The following is a 20194-nucleotide window of genomic DNA, read 5'->3' as shown; positions in this document are numbered from 1 at the left end:
GACAGCGGCGGTGTTCGTGTCACTTTTTCGAGAAAGGTAGATTGTGCCTTTTCTATCTCCGCTTCAGGATCAAAAGCTGCTCTCAGCTTGTCTTTCATCGCCCGCGAAAGTGCCTTATGAACGTTGCGGGCGTCGTATCCACGACCGTAACCGTTCACACCCCCAAGCGTTGAAGTGACAAGTGTCCCGAGGTTCTTGAGAATCATCTTGGGGGATGCTTCCTTTTGCGCGGCCGCTCTCTCTAGCTTTGGCGACTCGAGAATCAGTTCATCCAACCGGGCGCGTGTAGCCCGCAGCTCTTTTTCGCGGTTTGCATTTTCTTTTCCAAGGGCGAGAAGTGCTTTGGCTTCGCCCGCTTGGAAATCGAAACACTCCTCCACGTAGGCTTTGTTGAAAATTGAGACCCTGTCCCAAAGTGGGTCCTCGGGGGAGGTGACTTCTCGATTGGCTTTTCCTTCAGAGATTTCCAAGGAGACGCCAGCAGCCCAGCCGTCAGGGGACTGCGGCGGGCACAGCAGCGACGCGAGTGTGGACTTCCCACTGCCGTTGTTGGCGTAAATAAGGTTGATATCTCTAAAGCCGGTGAATGCCGTTGGAGGGGACCAGCCCTGAAAGATCCTGAAGTCGTTGATGGACTTGATATTTTCGATTCGCAAATTTCCCCCTCGAGTTAGACCTACCCCCATCCTATTTAGGGTAAGTGCCAGGCCCTGTTCCAGAACATTTGGATTTCGCTTTGGAGGGGAAAGCCGCGTTGTCGCCAGGCTGGATCGCATGCGATTCCTGCGCGCCCTATCTGGGATAGGTCGCCCGAATCTAGGCGATTTAGCTCTCTGGGATCTGACTCACAGTTGGGCAAATCGGAAAGCACTTCCTAGGGGCGTCGCCTGAGGGATGAGACATACATCGTGCTATCCGTCCGCTGGAGCTTTTGCTAAGTTCGGCCAAGAGCCTAGGACTAGCTTTAGCTGGAGATTTTCGGCCACATCTCCGTGATGGCGGCGATGATCTTCTCGTTGGTTGCTTGGAGCGAGGCCAGGCTCTCGTCCTCCTCGACACTGCCCCCGTAGGCGTCGAGCACGACCGGTATCCCTTGCTTCCACACGGCGGCGATGGCCTGTGTTGCGACGATTTCTTGGTCTGGGCATCCTGCGACCAGAAGAAGGTCGGCTCGTTTTCCCGGGAGGATCGCTCCGCGATCGTTCAAACCGAAAACGTCAGCAGGTCGGGACGTCGCGGCAGCGAGTGCTTCACAGGGGCTGAGTCCGGCCTCGGTCAGGTGTTGGAGTTCACGGTGCAGGCTGGCACCGGGGACCAGGCCGGGGTTCGGGGCGTCCGTCCCGGCCAGAAGAACAACTCCGCAGGAATGCAGTGCGTGCACGTTTCGACGTGCGGCAGCGAAGTCCGGAAGTCCAGGAGGCATCCACCGCTGTGCCTGGCGTTCGAGCATCCCGGTCCATGCCGACCCCAGGCGTGTGGCTAGTCCGAGCTGCGTCAACAGCGGCATCCGGCCCTCGGAGTCGGGGAAGCCATCAGCGATGTCGAGCGTGGCGATCACCGCCACCTCGGCTGCCGCCAAAGTCTCCACCTGCGTGGGATTCAGCAATTCGAAGGGCACATGAGCCAGCACGTCGACGCCTTGGTTGACGACGTCGACGGCCGCGGCGGCCGTCATGACGTGCGCGATGACGATGATCTCTGCAGCATGGGCTGCTTCCACCAGCGCCCGTACCGTGCCCAAGTCCAATGAGGGCATCGGCACGGGGCTGGTGGATCCGTCGTCGTACAGCACCTTCAGGTGGGTCGCGCCTTCGGCAAGACGGTCCGCTACGAACCCAGATGCCTCCTCGGGGCCAGTGACGTAGGGAAACGGAGAGTATGCCATCGTTGGGTGCCCTCCGGGGGCGGTCGCTCCGATGCTTGAGGTCCGGACCTCGGCGACGTCTGATGATCCGTTGCCGGCGAGGATCGGTGTGACGAGTTCCGGCTTGCTGAACTGATCAATGATGGTCGTCACCCCGAATGTCACCGCCTGGTGCGGCGCTCCTGGCAACAAGTGGAGGTGGGTATCGATCAACCCCGGCAGCAGTGTCCCCCCGGCTCCGTCGACAACCTGATCCGACGGGTCGGCTAACTCCGGGCCGCCGACGGCGTCGATCCATCCGTCAACGATACGTACGGCGCTGTCCTTAGTGATCCGGTTGCCATCAAATACCCGAATGTTGGTGATCGTGAGGCTCATGTCCACGAAGATAGAAGTTGACCTAACGAGAAGGTCAAGCGGCTAGGCTTCTTTGGTGCGACATTCCATCAGCCAGGTCGCGAAGATCGCTGGCGTCACTTCTCGAGCACTTCGACACTATGACGCCATCGGCCTTCTTACCCCCAGTGAAGTCGGTGCCAATGGCTACCGTTGGTACGGCCGTGCCGAGCTGCGTCGGCTCCAACGCATCCTGTTGTTGCGACAGATGGGCTTGGGCTTGGTCGAGATTGGGCAGGTAATCAGCGGGCAGAGCAGCGAGATTTCCGCGTTGCGTTTTCAACGCGATCAGATCCTCTCTGAGCGAGATCGTCTGGACGCCGTCATCGAGACGATCGAGCGGACCATCACAGACCTCACTGGCAATGATGTCATGGATCCCGAGGATTTCTTCCGTGGCCTCCATCAAGACCGTCTCCGCTTACGGAACCACTTGTCGGCGGTGCACGGTCCCGGTGTGGAGGCCACCTTCAGCAGTGCCGCGGCGGCCACCTCCAGTTGGGAAGTCGCCGACTACGAGCAGGCGGCAACCAAGAGCCGCGAGCTTCTGCACCGAATGGCGGTCCTTTTCCATCAAGGCGTCCCACCATGTGCGGGCCCCGCTCAGGAGCTCGTCGGCGAGCACTACAACTCCATGGGCCAATTCTGGCAGCCAGATGCCAGTTCCTACGAGGCCTTGGCTGATCTCTACTTGAGTGACAACCAGCAACGAGCGTGGATCAGCAAGATCGATCCCGTCTTGCCTCCGTGGCTCGCAGCAGCGATGAAAACCTATGCCAAGCAGCTGCCTCATAGAGCCCCGACTCGTAAATCCGACGAACATCGATGCCGTGAGTTGAACTACTGACAGCAAGAGGTCCGGTAAGAGATTTTGAGGCGACTGGTAAAAGTTCCCTGCTAAGGCGGGGCCTCTAGTTTCACTTCGAAAGCGACGTATGACATTCCGCGCTGCCAATTCCCGAAGCTCACACACTTCCCCGCCCGTACCACGATCCAGACGAAGTTGCCACGGCCTAACTCCGGGCAGGGCCCGGCGCACGTTCGCAGGCACCGACTCCAAAAACCTGATGATAGGGATGGGTGCCATTCACTGGAAATCAACGGCTGATAAGGTATTGGCATACCGACCGACTAGTGGATGATGAGAGCGCAGTGGAACTGGCGATGCGCGAACAGCAGCGGCAGCGCACGCGGGCTTCGATCCTGCGGGTGGCCGCGGAGGAATTTGACGAGCGTGGATATGCCGCGGTCGCACTAAGTGAAATCGCGAAGCGCATCGAATTGACCAAAGGATCGGTGTACTTCCACTTCAACTCCAAATCCGACCTGGCCAAAGCCGTGATCGATACGTATTTTTCGGCGTGGGAGTCACTCGTGCAGGCAATCTCCGATCGCGAACTGACAGGACTGACAGCACTGCGTTGGCTCTCGGCCGAAGTCGCGCACCGCTATCGGGATGACGCCGGAGTCCGGGCACCACTCCGACTGATGCGCGAAGCCAATCTCATTGGCATCGACCTGCCGACTCCGTTCCTCGCATGGGTCGAGTCGGTCGCAAAGCATCTGGGTGAAGCCCGCCACGGGGGGGAGGTTCGCCCTGATCTGGATCTCGACGCCGTCGCGTGGCAGATCGTTGCCGGCTTCTTCGGTGCCCAGGAAATATCCCACCAGCTCACTGGGCGCTCCGATCTCGTCGAGCGAGTTGAAGCGATGTGGGAAATGTTTCTGCCCGGGATCGCGGCAGTACGCACGGGCTAAAAGCTACCAGACTCCTTCCCAGAACAGGACCAGCCGCCGGGTCCGCACGTGGTAGTGCTGCTATTCGACGCCTTTGAGCGCGCTCGTCATATCGATGCCCTTGATCCGCCTGGTCAACATCAGCGTCGCAGTCATCGCGAAAACGATCGTAATCAGGGACGCAATGGCCCAGCTTCCCATCGTAATGAACGGGTGATAACTGGCTCGATCCGTGCTGAACAGGCCAACATATTCACCGAGGAACCACCACCCGGCCGGGATGCCCAAGAGCCACCCGATCAAGGTGGTGGAAATGTTCTCGCGGCTGGCCAGAGATCGGAGTTCCTGATGATGGAAGCCCAAGACGCGCAGGGTCGCGTAGTCTCGGATACGTTCGGTGAAGCTCATCGCGCCGAGATTATAAAGGACTACGACGGCGAGGATGATCGCAAAGACCTTAATGAGCGTGAAAACGCTGGTCAGGGACGCGACCAGCGACCGCGCATTTTCGCTCTGCTCGTCGAGCGTGACCGCACCGGCCACGGCGGACAGGTCGATGACCTCCTGGCCAACGGACTTCTCGGTCAGATAGCCGTTTGGCGTGAATATCCCTCCGGCTGCGGCCCAGGTGGAATCCGAGACGAGGACACCTTGGGGTTCGGAGATGGAGGTCAACGCGGTGATCTGGAGATCGATACCGGAGCCATCCGTCGTTTCCACGTTGATCTCGTCTCCAACATCGACGCCCAGTTGATTAGCGAGCCGCTCACTGATGATTGCGCCGTCGTCCACCGTCACCGGGTCTCCGCCTGAATCGAGAACCCGGAAGAGATCCCCCTCTCCCAGAACTGTCAAGGTGTGCTCGACACCTCCATCAGAGTCGATGCGCGCCGGGGACTGCTCGATCCACTGTCCGGTCCCGGCTTCGGATTCGATCCTGTCTCGTGCCGCCGCACCTGCCAGCGGGGAGATCTGCAGACGTGTGTCGTAACGATACTGTTCCTCGTAAGACAGCTCCACCTGCTTATTGAGCGTATCCGGCATCCCGAAGCCGGTGACAAGTAGCATCATGCATCCTGTCGTCGCGATGACCCCCATAATGACCCGGACGGGACTACCCGTGGCATCCCGAATGGCCCACCTGCTGCCATAGGGAATCCGCTGCCATATGGCGCGCAGGCGTTCAAGTGGTGTCCGTCGAGCCCTCCCCGTGTCTGGCCGCATCCCCTCTGCCGGGCTCATCCTTCGCATGCGGCGGGTTGCAGACCAGGACGCGACGATACAGACCGTAATCAGCACGAGTGGAAGGGCAGCGCTGTCGATGGCATAGGCGGGCTGCCAGATGGGCAACGAGAAGCTGCCTTGCTGCGTATCAAGAACATAGCGGGACAACGCGGGCGTCAGCGCCAGTCCCGCGACGCAACCTGCCGATACGGCGACGATCCCCACCGCGGTGTAGTAGGAGGCGATAACTCGATTCGAGTAGCCAAGGGCTTTCAGGATGGCCACCTCGGCGCGTTGGATATCGGTGAGACGTCGGATGGAGGTGGAAATCGATAGCAAGGCCACGAGGAGGAACAACGACGAGAACAGGTACGACAGACTCCGGATCTGGTCCACCCGCTCGTACGCGGTCGCGACATGGGGGTAAGTATCTGTTTCAGTAAACGACCCGTACCGATCGCCCAGGATCGTCCTGACCGCATCACCCAATTGTGCAGGGTCCCCGCTCACCACGATGCTCTGGCTGACGGGTGCTTGGGCGGCCAGTTCCCTGGCGGTCTCGTTGCTGACCAGCCCATAGCCGTAGGTCGAAGCGTCAGGGGCGACCATCCCACTACCGGCATAGGCTATCTTGTCCGGTTGGAGTATCAGCCCATTGATGCGTAGTTCTGTTTCCTCCCCCTCACGCGTCACGGTCATCCGATCGCCTGTGTCCAGATTGTTGGCTTTCGCGTAGGACTCGTCGAGCCAAACTCCGTCCGAGGAGTCCACCGGGGCGCCGGTGACGACCCGCGGCGAATTGATGTCGCTGACGCCTCTGGTGGACAGTTCAAGATCATCGACCGTCCCTCCACGGGTTACCGTGACCGGGATCGAAGACACCAGGGCGGCCTCGTCCACACCACCGATCTGCTCGACTTCGGCAAGATCCTCATCGGTCAGGTCTAGACCGGTGATCCATGCGTCAGGCATCCTGTTCTCAGCGGCAAAGGAATCAAGCTCCATTTCGATTCCCTTCCACCCGCCTTCCAGACCCGAAAAGATTAGAACGCTGAGGGCTGCCATGAGGCAAACGGCGGCGAATTGGGCCCAATGCTCTCGCAGGTCCCTGCCGAGTTTGTGGATGAACAGCACCATCATGCGGAAGCCTGCCGACCGATGATCTCGGGGGTCGCATTGTGGGTGTCCTCAATGATTTTTCCGTCCGCCAGACGGATGAGTTTATCGGCAGCGGCAGCCAACAATTGATCATGCGTCACAACAACCACGGCGGTGCCCGTAGCGTGCGCGGTTTCTTGCAATTGGGCAAGAATCTCCACCCCGGTCTGAGAATCCAGGGCACCACTGGGCTCGTCGCAAAGCAAGAGGGCCGGCCTCTTGGCCAGCGCCCGCGCGATCGCCACTCGTTGCATTTCCCCGCCCGAGAGATGGCGAGGAAACTGGTTGAGCCGGTGTCCGAGTCCGACGCGACGCAACAGATCAGTAGCGATGCTCCCCGCCTCGCGACGTGACATGACCAGAGCAGCCGCGAGGGCAACATTCTCGACGGCGGTCAGATTGGGCACCAAGTTGTAGAACTGGAAGACAAATCCGACTTGAGCGCGCCGATACTGCGTCAGGGCACGATCCGACAGCGACTCCAGATGGTCTTCGCCAACACGGATGGTGCCTGTGCTCGGGCTGTCCATGCCCCCGATGATGTTCAGCAGAGTGGTCTTCCCCGACCCGGAAGGACCGAGGATAACGGTGAACTCACCGGCGGCAATCTGGACACTCACGTCCGCCAGCGCAACGACTCGGGCGTGTCCGGTGCCGAAGGTCCGGCCCGCGCCACTGGTCGAGATATAGGTCGGGTGTGTAGCTACCACTGGACGATCAGCGCTCCATAGTGCGTTCCCGAGCCCGTTCCCACCAGCAACGCGGTCTCTCCGGGTCGGATCCGCGTCCTATGCAGGGCCAGGGGGATGCTGGCGGCGATGGTATTGCCCACCTCCGCCAGGGTGATGGTCATCTTCTCCCGTCCCCAGAACCTGGCCATCATTTCCATTCCGGCTTTGCTCGTTTGGTGGGGAATCACATGGTCGATCCCCTCCGTGCTGGTGCTCAACCCGGGGCGGAGAGCTTCGAGGAAGGGCGGAAAAGTTCCAATGGCGCCCCGAAGCAACTTCAGGCCCTGCATATCGAACTGGAAGTCCTCCGGGTGTGCGGGGGCGTCATCGACGCGCAACCGACTGCCAAAACCGCGAATTTCGGCATCACGAATCCCCCGTTGATCCGTGAAGAACGATGAATCCGTGATTCCTTGGCCCGAACGATCTGCTTTTCCCAGCACCACTGCCGCCGCTGCATCGCCGATGAGACAGGCGCTTTCTGGCTGACTGAAATTCAGTCCGCGGCTACCCGCCTCCGTCGAAACCACCAGGATGTTGGCAGCAAGGCCAGCTTCAAGAATGAGAGCCGCTTGTTGGAAGGCCACCAGGAACGAAATGCAAGTTGCATGAATGGAGAACGCAAATTTTCCGGTTATCCCCAACTGGCTAGCGATGGGTGCACCTCCGTCGGGGATGGCCTGCATGGGACTTCCCGAGGCATTGAGCACCAGGTCGATATCCTTCAGAGTCAGTCCGGCATCTTCAATGGCCCTCTCCGCGGCCAAAGCGCCCTGCGCTAGAGGGTCCTCGTCGGCACTGATCCAATGCCTATGGTGTATCCCGGTCCGCTGTATGGCTTCCTCCGCGGAGATTCCGCAGAGAGCGGCAACCTCCGCTGTCGGAACGATCCGTCGTGGTAGCGCTTCCCCTGATCCCAAAACCCGAACTGACAAAGTACCCATGACCGGACTTCCTCCCCTAAGCATCAACGATAATCGACATACTAGCCGACCGGTCAGTGAAAAAGACAGAACGAATTCAGACGTATGGAGGTCGACGCCCAAGAGTGGGACGTTTGGTAAATTTTCCGGCGTCCTCATTGGCGAGTAGCGCTTGACGGTAGCGCACGTCTGGACATTTGGTAGCACGGTTCCGGGGATATGGTGTGTAATCTCGCAACATCGTGGACACCAAATCTCTTCACTTCGTGGACAGCGGATCTCATGGCTTCGTGTGTCCTGTCTCAACGCATCGTGGACACACGATCTCATGACATCGTGGACACGCTGTCTCACCACATCGTAGACACTGGCCCGTGCTCAGTGCGCTGGGACAGTCGATGGCATGACCAACGTACTTTCGCCCAGCACACGGGCTGCGATCATCAACTACGACCCGGCCCAGCCCCACTCCCTGACGGTGAGCGATTTCTGCAAATCGCTGAAGGTCTCCCGGAGCGTGTTCTACAAGATCCGCGGCCGTGCCGCCACCGAATCAACGGCCGCTCTGCATCCCCAGTCCCGGGCGCCGAAACAGCCCGCTCGGCGGTACGGTACGGCGGTGGTCAATGAGCTCGTCAGGATCCGAAAACAGCTCAAATCCGACGGGTGGGACTACGGGCCACTTACGATCTATTACGAGGCCACCATCCAGGACGCCTTCCCCGGCGGGAAGGTCCCCTCAGTGGCGACCATCGCCAGGCTCCTGGCCAGCGTCGGACATGTCGAGCGCTCTCCACGCAAACGTCCGAAATCCTCCTACATCCCCTTCGTGCGGGCCACCGCGATGGCGCTGTGGCAGCTCGATGCTTTCGAGTTCCGGCTGGCCAACGGGCCCAAGGTGACGGTGTACCAGCTCCTTGACGACGCGACCCGTTACGACGTGGGTACCTGGGCATACCAACGGGAGGAAAACAGCGCCGACGCCCAACACGTCCTCGCCAAGGCCATCGCCGCGCACGGAGCTCCGCAAGAGGTCTTAAGCGACAATTCGTTGGCGTTCAACCAACTGCGCCAGGGCAAGATCGGAGCCGTGGAAATCTACCTGGCCTCAAAGGGCACCATGCCGATCAGTGGCCTGCCGGGCAAGCCCACGACCCAGGGTAAGAATGAACGCTCGCATCAAACCCTGCAGCGGTTTCTCCTAGCCAACCGGCCCGGGACACTGGAGCAACTGCGCGAAAGGATCGCCCGATATAGACAGCACTATAACCATCGTCGGCCGCACCAGTCCCTGAACCAATCCACCCCAGACACCGCGTGGGAACTGCTCGTCCATACGCCGGCGACGGAGCCGTTGGCGCTGGCGGTGCTCGAGAGCAAGGCCGCCGAGTACCGCCGGGTGCGCAGGCTCAGGCAGCTCGAGCTCGGGCGCGCCACGGTGACCATGTCCAAGTCCGGGAAGATCATCGATAACGACATCCTCGGTGGTAATGAGCAGGCACCGCAGGCTGTCAACCAGGTGCTCGTAGACGTCACCGCGGACAACCGGCAGGTCTACTATCAGGGATACCACGTGTCGTTGCCGACGACGTTCGCCGGACGCCGGTTCCAAAGAACGATCACCGAGAATGAATTCCTGCTCTCAGATCCCGACACCAGTGAAATCGTGTTCTCGTTCCCGTTGCCCATGATCGCATTACACGTGCGCGGGCGCTACGTTGCCTCCTACGCGATCCAGGGCGTGCAACTGTCCCATTCAACGAAGCAATGGGCGCGGAAACAAGCCGCTTACCGCGGGCAGTTCGCCGAACGTCAACGACAGGTGCCGGAGGTCTTCAACCGCGGCTAGGTTCAAGACCCACATGGCTCGTAGTGAGCGCTGGTAGCTGTGCACGAAGCCATGAGATCCGCTGTCCACGAAGTGAAGAGATTTGGTGTCCACGATGTTGCGAGATTACACACCAACTACGCGGACTCGCGCTACCGTCAAGCCCTACTCGCCATGCGGCGGAACCGGACCTCGGTAGCGAGTTCCTCCATTTATGAAGTATGTCACATCATTCTTGTTTAAGCAGGATTAATTCTCAAAAAATTCTCACAATAATGGGAAATTCTCATTTTGAGCAGGATCCTACAGCACTCCCGGTTCCGGGTCTTCGCCCCGGGAATAACCCATCCCCAAATAGAGTTGAGTCAGGTAGACTCAAGTTTGAAACGAGGATGGACCTCCCAGGAAAGGATCCACATGGACGCCAAATTCACCACCAAGAGCCAGGAAGCCCTCTCGGCTGCCGGCATGAACGCCTCCACCGCGGGCAACGCGCAGGTCGAACCGGCGCATCTGCTCAAGGCGCTGATGGACGACCGCGGATCGTTGGCCGTCGAATTGCTGAAGAAGGCCGCGGTCGACCCGGACCAGGTCTCCGTCGCCGCCAGCGGGGCGATTCGTGACCTGCCGGCTTCCTCGGGCAGCACCGTCGCCCAGGCCCAGTACTCACGGTCGTTCCTGCAGGTCATCAACGCCGCAACGAAGGCCGCCTCCGATTTGGGCTTCGGCCGGGTATCGGCGGAGCACCTGCTGCTGGGGTTGGCGGCCGACGCCGGGAGGACGGGGGAGATCCTGCGATCCGCAGGGGCCTCCGAACAGGCACTGAAGGCCGCGGTCGAGGGGCTGCGCGGGGATCATCCGCGCGATACCGAAGACCCCGAAAGCACCTTCGAGGCCCTGGAGAAGTTCGGTACCGACCTGACGGCCATCGCCCGTTCGGGCAAACTCGACCCGGTGATCGGACGTGATGCCGAGATCCGCCGGCTCGTCCAGGTGCTCTCCCGCCGGACGAAGAACAACCCGGTGCTCATCGGTGATCCGGGCGTCGGCAAAACCGCAGTGGTCGAAGGGCTGGCCCAGCGGATGATCGCCGGCGACGTCCCCGAATCATTGCGCGGCAAGACGCTGATTGCCCTGGACCTCGGATCGATGGTTGCGGGCGCCAAATACCGGGGCGAATTCGAGGAACGCCTCAAGGCGGTCCTGGAGGAGATCCGGGATTCGGACGGACAGATCGTCACGTTCATCGACGAAATCCACACCGTGGTCGGTGCCGGGGCCTCCGAGGGCGCCATGGATGCCGGCAACATGCTCAAGCCGATGCTGGCCCGCGGCGAACTGCGGCTGATCGGGGCCACCACCCTGGACGAATACCGGCAGAACATCGAGAAGGACCCTGCCCTGGAACGCCGTTTTGCGCAGGTCTATGTCGGCGAACCCAGCGTTGACGACACGATCGGCATCCTGCGCGGTCTCAAGGAACGCTACGAGGCACACCATAAGGTAGAGATCGCCGACTCGGCGGTGGTGGCCGCGGCCACCCTGTCCAACCGTTACATCTCCGGTCGCCAGCTGCCGGACAAGGCCATCGATCTGGTTGACGAGGCCGCCTCCCGGCTCCGCATGGAAATCGATTCGGCTCCCGAGGAGATCGACGAGCTGCGCCGCGTGGTGGACCGGATGACGATGGAGGAGTTGGCCCTCAAGGGCGAAAACGACCCCGCCTCGCGGGAACGCCTCGAGGCACTGCGTGCGGATATGGCCGACCGGCGCGAACGGCTCGATGCCCTGAACGCCCGGTGGGACGCCGAAAAGGCAGGCCTGAACCGTGTCGGCGATCTGAAGGTCCAGCTCGACGAGCTGCGCTCACGGGCCGAGCGGATGCAACGGGAGGGGGACCTGGAGAAGGCATCGCGCCTGCTCTACGGTGAGATCCCCGAATTGCAGCGGCAGCTCGACGCCGCCCAGGCCGAAGAGGCCGAAGGCGCCCACGAGGAGACGATGGTCTCCGATGAAGTCACCGCCGATGACATCGCCGAAGTGATCTCGGCCTGGACCGGGATCCCCGCCGGACGCATGCTCCAAGGCGAAAGCCAGAAATTGCTGGACATGGAGTCCCTGCTCGGGCAGCGGCTGATCGGCCAGTCCAATGCCGTCACCGCGGTCTCCGACGCCGTGCGACGCTCCCGGGCAGGGATCGCCGACCCCGACCGGCCCACGGGCTCGTTCCTGTTCCTCGGACCCACCGGCGTGGGCAAGACGGAACTGGCCAAGGCGCTCGCGGACTTCTTGTTCGACGACGAACACGCCATGGTACGCATCGACATGTCCGAGTACTCCGAGAAGCATGCGGTATCCCGGCTCGTCGGCGCCCCTCCGGGGTATGTCGGTTATGAGGAAGGCGGACAACTCACCGAAGCGGTTCGCCGTCGGCCGTATTCGGTGATCCTGCTGGACGAGGTGGAGAAGGCCCATCCCGAGGTCTTCGACATCCTCCTGCAGGTCCTCGACGACGGGCGCCTGACCGATGGGCAGGGCCGTACGGTGGACTTCCGCAACACCATCCTGGTGCTCACGTCCAACCTGGGTTCACAATTCCTGGTCGATCCCGCGCTGGACGCCACAGCCAAGAAGGAAGCGGTCATGAACATCGTGAACACCTCGTTCAAACCCGAGTTCCTGAACCGCCTGGATGACGTCATCCTCTTTGATCCGCTCTCCCTGGACCAGCTGGGCCGGATCGTGGAGATCCAGGTGGCCACCCTGGCCCGTCGACTCTCCGAACGGCGGCTGAGCCTGCAGGTCAGCGACGAAGCCCGGGAATGGCTGGCCAGGACCGGATACGACCCCGCGTACGGGGCGCGACCCCTGCGTCGGCTGGTCCAGCGCGAAATCGGGGATCGTCTGGCCAAGGCGGTGCTCTCCGGGGCAATCGTCGACGGGGACACCGTGGACGTCCAGCTCGATGCCGAGGCGGAGGCACTGACGGTCAACCGGTCCACTGCCGCGCCGACAGGCACCGCCAGCTAGGTGGAGGTCGTTTCGGAGGCCGGGAGGAGCGAGACCGTCGTCGTTCCCTCCTCCAGCGCGAGGAAGCAGGCGACACTGCGATCCCCGGCCTCCCAGGTTCCCGAGGAGGGGCGGCTGAAGGCATAGTTCCAGTTGCCTTCCAGCGCAGCCTCGGGATCGAGCTCGATCGCCCGGCAGGCCTCTTCCGCCTTCGTGGTCACCCGTGGATCCCCGGGAAAGGGGACGTCTTCGAGGGTCTCGAGGCCAATGAGCTGGGCCGCATGCGGCGTCGAGCAGGTGACGATCGTCGCCGGCTCGAGCGGGGAACTGAACTCCGCCAGGCAGTCGCCGACCTCGAATTGCGAGGCAGGGGCCTTCTCCGCGATGATCCCGTCGATCCCCGGGGAGCTGTTGCGCGCCACGCTGTCCGTGGGTTCGGGGTCCGGTTGCCTGGACTGGACCAACCGGGTGACGCCGAAGACCAGGATCAGGATGATGCCGATGGAACCGATCACCAACCAGACGGGGGCGATCCCGAACCGGTGGGAGACTTGGGTCCGTGCCGACCGCGCTGGTTGGTAACCCGGCGGTTGCTGATCGGGGGGCTGCTCCACGGACGCTCCCTTCAGGACGAGTGCGGCGATGAGAGTATTACCACCTACTCTAACGGGCGCCCGGGAGTCGTCGGGACGGCACCCGACTGGGAAACATGTTAACCTTGGAATACGAAAGAAACAGCCACATTCTCCGGGGCCTTCCTCCTCACGTGAGGGACCACCTCCGGATCTAGCGATAAAGGGGGTCACGCCATGGGGCGCGGCCGTCAGAAGGCAAAAGCGACACGACAGGCCAGGGATATCAAGTACTATTCCCCGGCCACTGATTTGTCTGCCCTGCAACGCGAGCTCGGACAAGGCCGCGGTCATGGGACAGGCTCCTCTGCGCATGCCGACGATTCCTACGACGCGGACTACGCGGAGTATGCGGACAGGTATTCCAGCGATGACGACGAGGGCGAATCCCGTCGGATCGGCTGACCACGGCATCCCCTGGATGCGGTGGCAATGAGTTCCACCCGATACGGTGCACCGACGCCGGACGACACAACCGTGTCGCCTGTGTACTTCTTCATGCCCGGAAGCCAGGATGATGCCCATGGACCTGCCGATCGCCAACGCGCACCGGGCGGCGATCCGTTCCATCGAGCGGGTCGTCGCCGAGTCGGCACCACCCCAGGCCCCTGACGTCGCCCGGCGTGGCATCACCACGATGCTTGAGGGTGGATCCGTCCTGGCCCTGACCGGTGCCGGGATCTCGACCGACTCGGGGATCCCCGACTATCGCGGCCCGAACGGTTCCCTGCGCTCCCATCGGCCAATGACCTTCCAGGAGTTCAAACACGATTCCGGGGCCCGCCAACGCTATTGGGCCCGCAGTTTCGTGGGATGGCGCAGGATGTCCGGATCGGAGCCCAACGAGGGGCACCGGTTGGTGGCCTCACTTCAGCAAGCGGGATTCCTCAACGGCGTCGTGACCCAGAACGTTGATGGCCTGCACCGTCTCGCAGGATCCACCGAGGTGTTGCCTTTGCACGGGGACCTCGATGAGGTGAAGTGCCTGAACTGCGGCTTCGTGGAAAACCGTGTCGATCTCGACCGGAGGCTGGTGGAGGCCAATCCGGGATACCTCGATCGGATCGTCGTGGACCCCGATTCGGTGAACCCCGACGGCGACATCACTCTCAGTGCAGACCAGATCGCCGACTTCACCATGGTCGGGTGCCTGTCCTGCGGCAGCATGGAACTCAAACCCGACGTCGTCTACTTCGGGGAGAACGTCCCGGTGGAGCGCAAGGAGACGCTGAAGCACCTGGAGAAGGGCTCCCGGGGGCTGCTGGTCATCGGGTCGAGTCTGGCGGTCATGAGCGGCTATAAGTTGGTGCTCAACGCCGTGGCCGCCGGGCGGCCGGTGGGCATCATCAACGGCGGGCCCAGCCGCGGCGATGCAAAGGCCGACTGGAGATGGCGCACCCGGGTCACCCCTGCCCTGCATGAACTGACCCGGGCCCTGGGCCTCGAAGACCCCAGCTAGAGCCCTGGCGCATCCCGGATCGGCGGGTTGGTCCGCTGGCCTGGAGCTCCATGACGACCGCCGCGCCCCCTGAGCGGGAACGCGGCGGTCGGCAGGGGAAACCGGATCAGCCGGCGTAGGCCCCGCGCATCAACACGGCTCCGCCGTCGACGCCCTTGGCACCCTGGACGAAGTCCGTACCGGCGCTCGACGCTTCCTCCGTGACGGTCCCGACCGTCCCGGCGACCCAGGAGGGGACACCGCGGTCGTTCAGCCGGGCCACGGCAGCATCTGCCGATGCGCCGTCGACGATCGCGATCATGCCCACCCCCAGGTTCAGCGTGCGCTCCAGGTCGGACTGGGGGACACCCCCCAGCTCACTGATGACGGTGAACACCGCCGGCAGCGACCAGGTCGAACGGTCCACCGAGGCCATGAGTCCCTGTGGCAGCACGCGGGCCAGGTTCGCCGCCAGGCCACCACCGGTGACGTGGCTGAATCCGTGCAGGGCCATGGTGCTGCCGGTATTGAGGTGGCCCATCAGGTCCAGGCAGTCCGCCGTGTAGATGCGGGTCGGGACCAGCAGTTCCTCACCCAGCGTCCCACCGAATTCCGGGACCTCGCGTTCCAGCGACCAGCCGGCATGGTTGATGACGCTGCGGACCAGCGAGTAGCCGTTGGAATGGATGCCCGAAGAGGCCATGGCGATGACCACGTCACCGTCGCGTACCCGTTCCGGGCCCAGTAGGGCATCGGCTTCGACGGCGCCGGTTGCGGCCCCGGCGATATCGTAGTCATGCTCCCCGAGTAGCCCCGGGTGCTCGGCGGTTTCCCCGCCGACCAGCGCGGTATCGGCCAGCGAGCAGCCCTCGGCGATGCCCCTGACGATATCGGCGATACGCTCGGGGACCACCTTGCCGCAGGCGATGTAGTCGGTCATGAACAGCGGCTTGGCCCCGACCACGACGATGTCATCGACGACCATGCCCACCAGGTCCTGGCCGATGGTGTGGTGGATGTCCATGGCCTGGGCGATCGCGACCTTGGTCCCGACACCGTCCGTGGAGGTGGCCAGCAGAGGCTTGTCGTAGGAGCGCAGGGCACTGGCATCGAAGAGACCGGCGAAACCGCCCACTCCGCCGATGACCGAATCATTATGGGTGGCCTTGATGGCGTCCTTCATGAGTTCGACGGCACGGTCGCCGGCCTCGACGTCGACACCGGCGGTTGCGTAGGTGATGCCTGCGGATCCGGGCTGGGAGGAAGTCATTCTGGGGGCGTCCTTTACTGGGAGCTCGGGGTCTTGTCGGCGGGGGAGAGGGTGTCCTCGAACTCTGCGTCCGGTCCGGGATCGCAACCGCGGCTGCCGGCATCGGGACGCTCAAGCAGGTTCTTGCCCAAACGGTCCTGGTCGGGCAGCTTGATCGGGTATTCCCCGGAGAAGCAGGCGGTGCACAGACGCTCGCGCGGCTGCCGGGTGGAGGCGATCATCCCGTCCTGGGAGATGTAGGCCAGGGAATCGGCGCCGACGGAGGTGGTGATCTCCTCGATGGTGGCCCCGTTGGCGATCAATTCGGCCCGGGAGGCGAAATCGATGCCGTAGAAGCAGGGCCATTTGATGGGAGGCGAGGAGATCCTGACATGGATCTCCGCGGCCCCGGCCTCGCGCAGCATCCGCACGACCGCCCGCTGGGTGTTGCCGCGGACGATGGAATCGTCGATGACGATGACGCGCTTGCCCCGGATGACCGGTTCGAGGGCATTGAGCTTGAGCTTGATGCCCAGCTGGCGCAGCGTCTGCGAGGGCTGGATGAAGGTCCGGCCCACGTAGGCGTTCTTCACGAAGCCATGGGCGAAGGGGATCCCCGACTCCTCGGCATAGCCGATGGCGGCCGGGGTGCCCGATTCCGGGACGGGGATGACGATATCGGCGTCGGTGGCGCTCTCGCGCGCCAGCTGGCGTCCCATGTCCACCCGGGATTCGTAGACCGACCGGCCGCTGATCGCGGCGTCGGGGCGGGCCAGATAGACGTATTCGAAGACGCAGCCGGCTGGGGTGGCGGGAGCGAACCGCTGGGAGCGGATGCCCTCGTCGTCGATGGCGATGAATTCGCCGGGTTCGATCTCCCGGATGAAGCTGGCGCCCACGGTGGCCAGGCCTGCTTGTTCGGAGGCGATCACCCAGCCCCGGGAGAGTCGACCCAGGACCAGTGGACGGACCCCGTGGGGGTCGCGGGCGGCATACAGGGTGCCTTCGGTCATGAAGACGAGGCTGAAGGCCCCCTGGAGCTTGGGCAGCAGGTCCAGGGCGGTCTGCTCGAAGGTCGTTCCTTCTTCTCCGCGCAGCAGGGCGGTGACCAGGGCCGTGTCGGTGGTGTTGCCCTGGGCGAGTTCGCCGCGGAACTTGGAGCCCTGCTCGGCCACGACCAGTTCCATCAGCTCGGCCGAGTTGATGAGGTTGCCGTTGTGGCCCAGGGCGACCGTGCCGTCGGCGGTGGCGCCCAGGGTGGGCTGGGCATTGGCCCAATGATTGGAACCCGTGGTCGAATAGCGGCAGTGCCCGATGGCGATGTGCCCGCTCATGGAGTTCAGGGTGTTCTCGTCGAAGACCTGGGACACCAGCCCCATGTCCTTGTAGACGTTGATCCGCTGGCCATCCGAGGTCGCGATGCCCGCGGACTCCTGACCGCGGTGTTGGAGGGCATAGAGGCCGTAGTAGGCGAGCTTCGCCACGTCCTCGCCCGGGGCCCAGACACCGAAGACCCCGCATTCGTCCTGCGGGCCCTTCTCGTCGGCCAAAAGATCATGTGAAAGCATTCCGTCACCACGCACCATGGTCATCATTCTTGCACGTTGTGGGTGCCCGGAAGGTCCCGAAGCTGCTACTTTGACGCGTTCCCGTCATCCATGGGTACCGCACGGGCCCGGGTGGAGCGCCGACGCAGGACCGCATCGACGGCCAGGAAGGCGATGGAACCGAGCAGGACCCCCGCCAAGGCGAAGACCACGGCGAAGAAACCGAATACCGATCCGCGGGTGAACTCGGCTCCCGGATCCCCGGCCAGGGCGGTGAACATGGCCGCCAGGACGCCGATGAAGGCCCCGACGCCGACGAAGGGCCAGAACTTCGGTGAACTGGACACCGAGACCTCGACGGACTCGGAAGCGGAGCCGCGGTCGCGGTCGGGGGGAACGGGCGCGGAACGGGGTGAATCCATACCCTAAAGGATACCGAAGAGCGGAAGATGTTCGGACAGGTCCGCCCGCAACCCCGAGGCCGAGAGCGAACCGGAGGCCACCGCTTCGGACCAGTCCAGTTCACCGGTGGCCAGCGGCAGCCAGACGGCGGCCTCGAGTTCGATCACGTTCGGCGGGGTGCCGCGGGTATGGCGCGGGCCGGCCACGCATTGGGCGACCCCGAAGGGCGGGACCCTGACCTCCACCGAATTGCCCTCGGCCCGTTCTGAAAGCTCTTCGAGGGCGTAGCGCACCGCCATCGCCACCGTGGGCCGGGGCAGGTCGGCGCGGGCGTCCGCGTCGGTCCGCCGCCAGGTGGACAGCGCCGCGAGCCCCTGCTCGGCGGGGATCCGTCGTCGTACGGCCATGTCCTAGTCCAACAGATCCAGGACCGGCTTGGCGACACGGATCCGCCCCACCGGTCGGCCACCACCCAGGACGGGTTTGTTGATCTTTTCCAGGACGGCGGTCATCGCATCGATCTCGACGGCGTCGACGGAGGCCAGCAGGGTCAGACCGACCAGCGTGGCGGCCCGCGCATTCCCATCACGGATCTTCAGGGCGCAGGAGACACCATCGGAGGTGCCCAGGATCAGCACCCCTTCGGCACCGAGCTTGGCGATGACGCCCAGATCCTCCATGACCACCGTGTTCTCCTCCCCGTGCCCGTGCACGGCCCAGGGGTAGTCGAGCATGGCGGTGGCGATCGTGGTGGCGCGGGCGTCGGAGGATTTGTTGCCGGGGGAGCGGGAAAGCCGTCCGGTGGCGGAGGCCAGGCCCCGCAACGAAATGGCGGGCACCGGGGCCCCGCATCCGTCGACGGCCAGATGGGTGATCTTCTCCCCGGCGTAGTCCTCCACGACCTCGACCACCCGGCGTTGCAGGGGATGATCCGGATCCAGATACGTGGCGGTGTCCCACCCGTTCTCGGTGCAGGCCCAGAGGAAGGCGGCATGCTTGCCCGAACAATTGAAGGCCAGGCGGGACGGGGAACCGCCCGAACGGATCGCCTCCATCCGGGTGGCTTCATGCCGGGGCCAGGCCGCGGGGCATTGCAGATCGTCGTCCGTCAGCCCCGCCTTGGACAGCATCGAGGCCGCCAATTCCTGGTGCTCGGTGCTGCCGACGTGGCTGGCGCAGGCCAAGGCGACCTCCGCGCCGCGCAAGGGGACCCCGGATTGCATGGAGGCCAGTGCCTGGAAGGGTTTGAGCGAGGAGCGGGGGTACATCGGGGCGTCGACATCGCCCAGCGCGTGCAGGACCGCCCCGTCGGCCCCCAGGACGACGGCAGTACCGGCATGGCGCGACTCGACGAGGCCGCTGCGGTCGATGACAGCCAGGTCGGCGAAGTCGGAGTGGGTCTGTGGCATGCCCCCAGTGTATTCGCCGCCCCGCCGATCCGGCTCAGGCATCCGCGGACGCGCGGCCCAGGACGGCGACCAGGAAATTCGTGTCCCCGGGGTGGGGGCGCAGATCCCAGCTGGAGAACAGCCCGTCCACCGTGAAGCCGGCGGCCCGGGCGTCGGCCAGGAAGTCCTCCGGGGCGTAGCCCCGATCGGCGCCGAACCCGATGACGGCCCGGCCTCCGGGGGCCAGGACCGAGTGGAATCCCTGCAACACCTCCGGGGCGGTGCCCGGCGCCAGGAAGGCCATGACGTTGCCGGCGCAGACCACCAGGTCGAATACCGCCCCTTCCGCGGACAGCCCGGAGTCAGAGAGATCGCCGACCCTCCAGTCCTGCTCCGGGAACGCGGTCTTCGCCGCCGCAAGCAGCACGGGGTCGGCGTCCATGCCCAGGACCTGGTGGCCACGTCGGCCCAGTTCCCCGCCCACGCGTCCCGGGCCGCATCCGGCGTCCAGGATCCTGCTCCTCCGCGGGAGCATGGCATCGATCAGACGGGCTTCACCGTCGAGGTCGGCGCCTTCGGCCCGCAGGGACTCGAAGCGTTCGATATAGGACCGTGAATGTCCCGGGTTTTCCTTGCACTGGGCTTCCCACAGGGTTTCTTTACGCACG

At 63.4% G+C, this 20194-nt stretch carries 18 protein-coding genes; 6 read left to right on the top strand and 12 right to left on the bottom strand.

Going from position 1 to position 20194, the window contains the following annotated elements; all coding sequences use genetic code 11:
- Nucleotides 1–656 (bottom strand): AAA family ATPase (locus ACT3S2_RS01295; protein WP_444555746.1); only part of this gene is annotated, 656 nt, incomplete at its 3' end.
- 308 nt (nt 657–964) lie between these two features.
- A complete protein-coding gene (locus tag ACT3S2_RS01290; protein ID WP_444555745.1) occupies nt 965–2242 on the bottom strand; it encodes an amidohydrolase family protein in 1278 nt (425 codons plus the stop codon).
- Nucleotides 2243–2297: 55 nt separating this feature from the next.
- On the opposite strand from ACT3S2_RS01290, the gene ACT3S2_RS01285 reads away from it, so the two are divergent.
- Together ACT3S2_RS01285 and ACT3S2_RS01280 are read left to right on the top strand one after the other, a co-directional pair.
- Nucleotides 2298–3107 (top strand): MerR family transcriptional regulator, encoded by an 810-nt coding sequence (locus tag ACT3S2_RS01285; protein WP_444555744.1) that lies wholly within the window; start codon nt 2298–2300, stop codon nt 3105–3107.
- Nucleotides 3108–3394: 287 nt separating this feature from the next.
- Nucleotides 3395–4018 carry a ScbR family autoregulator-binding transcription factor gene (locus tag ACT3S2_RS01280; protein ID WP_444555743.1) on the top strand — a complete coding sequence of 208 codons (624 nt, stop codon included), beginning with the start codon at nt 3395–3397 and terminating at the stop codon, nt 4016–4018.
- A 60-nt stretch (nt 4019–4078) separates the two neighbouring features.
- Here the strand turns inward: ACT3S2_RS01280 and ACT3S2_RS01275 are convergent, their stop codons facing one another.
- The 3 genes from ACT3S2_RS01275 to ACT3S2_RS01265 all read right to left on the bottom strand — a co-directional run bounded on the left by ACT3S2_RS01275 (nt 4079) and on the right by ACT3S2_RS01265 (nt 8054).
- On the bottom strand, nt 4079–6361 hold the full coding sequence (locus tag ACT3S2_RS01275; RefSeq protein WP_444555742.1) for an ABC transporter permease: 2283 nt from the start codon (nt 6359–6361) through the stop codon (nt 4079–4081).
- Nucleotides 6358–6999: an ABC transporter ATP-binding protein gene (locus tag ACT3S2_RS01270; RefSeq protein WP_444555741.1), complete on the bottom strand. Its 642-nt coding sequence runs from the start codon at nt 6997–6999 to the stop codon at nt 6358–6360. The genes ACT3S2_RS01275 and ACT3S2_RS01270 overlap by 4 nt, the downstream gene beginning before the upstream one ends.
- Before the next feature lie 83 nt (nt 7000–7082).
- Nucleotides 7083–8054: a 3-oxoacyl-ACP synthase III family protein gene (locus tag ACT3S2_RS01265; RefSeq protein WP_444555740.1), complete on the bottom strand. Its 972-nt coding sequence runs from the start codon at nt 8052–8054 to the stop codon at nt 7083–7085.
- Between the two features lie 382 nt (nt 8055–8436).
- Between ACT3S2_RS01265 and ACT3S2_RS01260 the strand changes: the two genes are divergently transcribed.
- Together ACT3S2_RS01260 and clpB are read left to right on the top strand one after the other, a co-directional pair.
- Nucleotides 8437–9882, top strand: a complete 1446-nt coding sequence (locus ACT3S2_RS01260; protein ID WP_444555771.1) for an integrase core domain-containing protein — start codon at nt 8437–8439, stop codon at nt 9880–9882.
- Between the two features lie 396 nt (nt 9883–10278).
- Nucleotides 10279–12891, top strand: a complete 2613-nt coding sequence (gene clpB, locus ACT3S2_RS01255; RefSeq protein ID WP_444553413.1) for an ATP-dependent chaperone ClpB — start codon at nt 10279–10281, stop codon at nt 12889–12891.
- Here the strand turns inward: clpB and ACT3S2_RS01250 are convergent.
- Nucleotides 12888–13484 (bottom strand): septum formation family protein, encoded by a 597-nt coding sequence (locus tag ACT3S2_RS01250; RefSeq protein WP_444553412.1) that lies wholly within the window; start codon nt 13482–13484, stop codon nt 12888–12890. The two genes, clpB and ACT3S2_RS01250, sit on opposite strands and share 4 nt — an antisense overlap.
- Nucleotides 13485–13679: 195 nt before the next feature.
- On the opposite strand from ACT3S2_RS01250, the gene ACT3S2_RS01245 reads away from it, so the two are divergent.
- Both ACT3S2_RS01245 and ACT3S2_RS01240 read left to right on the top strand, forming a co-directional pair.
- Nucleotides 13680–13907 (top strand): DUF3073 domain-containing protein, encoded by a 228-nt coding sequence (locus ACT3S2_RS01245; protein ID WP_444553411.1) that lies wholly within the window; start codon nt 13680–13682, stop codon nt 13905–13907.
- Nucleotides 13908–14016: 109 nt separating this feature from the next.
- On the top strand, nt 14017–14961 hold the full coding sequence (locus ACT3S2_RS01240; RefSeq protein ID WP_444553410.1) for a Sir2 family NAD-dependent protein deacetylase: 945 nt from the start codon (nt 14017–14019) through the stop codon (nt 14959–14961).
- A 106-nt stretch (nt 14962–15067) separates the two neighbouring features.
- On the opposite strand, the gene purM is transcribed toward ACT3S2_RS01240, so the two are convergent.
- Genes purM through ACT3S2_RS01210 form a run of 6 tightly spaced genes read right to left on the bottom strand, consistent with a single transcriptional unit; the run spans nt 15068 to nt 20193 of the window.
- Nucleotides 15068–16210, bottom strand: coding sequence for a phosphoribosylformylglycinamidine cyclo-ligase (gene purM / locus ACT3S2_RS01235; protein WP_444553409.1), 1143 nt, complete (start codon nt 16208–16210; stop codon nt 15068–15070).
- A 14-nt stretch (nt 16211–16224) separates the two neighbouring features.
- Nucleotides 16225–17775, bottom strand: a complete 1551-nt coding sequence (purF, locus tag ACT3S2_RS01230; protein WP_444553408.1) for an amidophosphoribosyltransferase — start codon at nt 17773–17775, stop codon at nt 16225–16227.
- 47 nt (nt 17776–17822) lie between these two features.
- Nucleotides 17823–18158 carry a hypothetical protein gene (locus ACT3S2_RS01225; protein ID WP_444553407.1) on the bottom strand — a complete coding sequence of 112 codons (336 nt, stop codon included), beginning with the start codon at nt 18156–18158 and terminating at the stop codon, nt 17823–17825.
- A 3-nt stretch (nt 18159–18161) separates the two neighbouring features.
- Nucleotides 18162–18545: a sterol carrier family protein gene (locus ACT3S2_RS01220; protein ID WP_444553406.1), complete on the bottom strand. Its 384-nt coding sequence runs from the start codon at nt 18543–18545 to the stop codon at nt 18162–18164.
- Nucleotides 18546–18548: 3 nt separating this feature from the next.
- Nucleotides 18549–19547, bottom strand: coding sequence for an asparaginase (locus ACT3S2_RS01215; RefSeq protein WP_444553405.1), 999 nt, complete (start codon nt 19545–19547; stop codon nt 18549–18551).
- A gap of 34 nt (nt 19548–19581) precedes the next feature.
- Nucleotides 19582–20193: a class I SAM-dependent methyltransferase gene (locus ACT3S2_RS01210; protein WP_444553404.1), complete on the bottom strand. Its 612-nt coding sequence runs from the start codon at nt 20191–20193 to the stop codon at nt 19582–19584.
- Between the last annotated feature and the right edge of the window lies 1 nt (nt 20194).

This window comes from Arthrobacter sp. AOP36-A1-22 (assembly GCF_052377615.1).
In the GTDB taxonomy this organism is placed as follows: Bacteria; Actinomycetota; Actinomycetes; order Actinomycetales; family Micrococcaceae; genus Arthrobacter_H.
The sequence above is the reverse complement of the archived record's forward strand: the minus strand, read 5'-3'. Positions and strand labels throughout refer to the sequence as shown.

Bases quoted from the DNA above. Each gene is read 5' to 3' on its own strand.
- ACT3S2_RS01215 (WP_444553405.1), bottom strand. From the start codon at position 19,547: ATGCCACAGACCCACTCCGACTTCGCCGACCTGGCTGTCATCGACCGC.
- clpB (WP_444553413.1), top strand. From the start codon at position 10,279: ATGGACGCCAAATTCACCACCAAGAGCCAGGAAGCCCTCTCGGCTGCC.
- ACT3S2_RS01245 (WP_444553411.1), top strand. From the start codon at position 13,680: ATGGGGCGCGGCCGTCAGAAGGCAAAAGCGACACGACAGGCCAGGGAT.
- ACT3S2_RS01290 (WP_444555745.1), bottom strand. From the start codon at position 2,242: ATGAGCCTCACGATCACCAACATTCGGGTATTTGATGGCAACCGGATC.
- ACT3S2_RS01240 (WP_444553410.1), top strand. From the start codon at position 14,017: ATGATGCCCATGGACCTGCCGATCGCCAACGCGCACCGGGCGGCGATC.
- ACT3S2_RS01220 (WP_444553406.1), bottom strand. From the start codon at position 18,545: ATGGCCGTACGACGACGGATCCCCGCCGAGCAGGGGCTCGCGGCGCTG.
- ACT3S2_RS01225 (WP_444553407.1), bottom strand. From the start codon at position 18,158: ATGGATTCACCCCGTTCCGCGCCCGTTCCCCCCGACCGCGACCGCGGC.
- purM (WP_444553409.1), bottom strand. From the start codon at position 16,210: ATGACTTCCTCCCAGCCCGGATCCGCAGGCATCACCTACGCAACCGCC.
- ACT3S2_RS01265 (WP_444555740.1), bottom strand. From the start codon at position 8,054: ATGGGTACTTTGTCAGTTCGGGTTTTGGGATCAGGGGAAGCGCTACCA.
- purF (WP_444553408.1), bottom strand. From the start codon at position 17,775: ATGGTGCGTGGTGACGGAATGCTTTCACATGATCTTTTGGCCGACGAG.
- ACT3S2_RS01260 (WP_444555771.1), top strand. From the start codon at position 8,437: ATGACCAACGTACTTTCGCCCAGCACACGGGCTGCGATCATCAACTAC.
- ACT3S2_RS01275 (WP_444555742.1), bottom strand. From the start codon at position 6,361: ATGATGGTGCTGTTCATCCACAAACTCGGCAGGGACCTGCGAGAGCAT.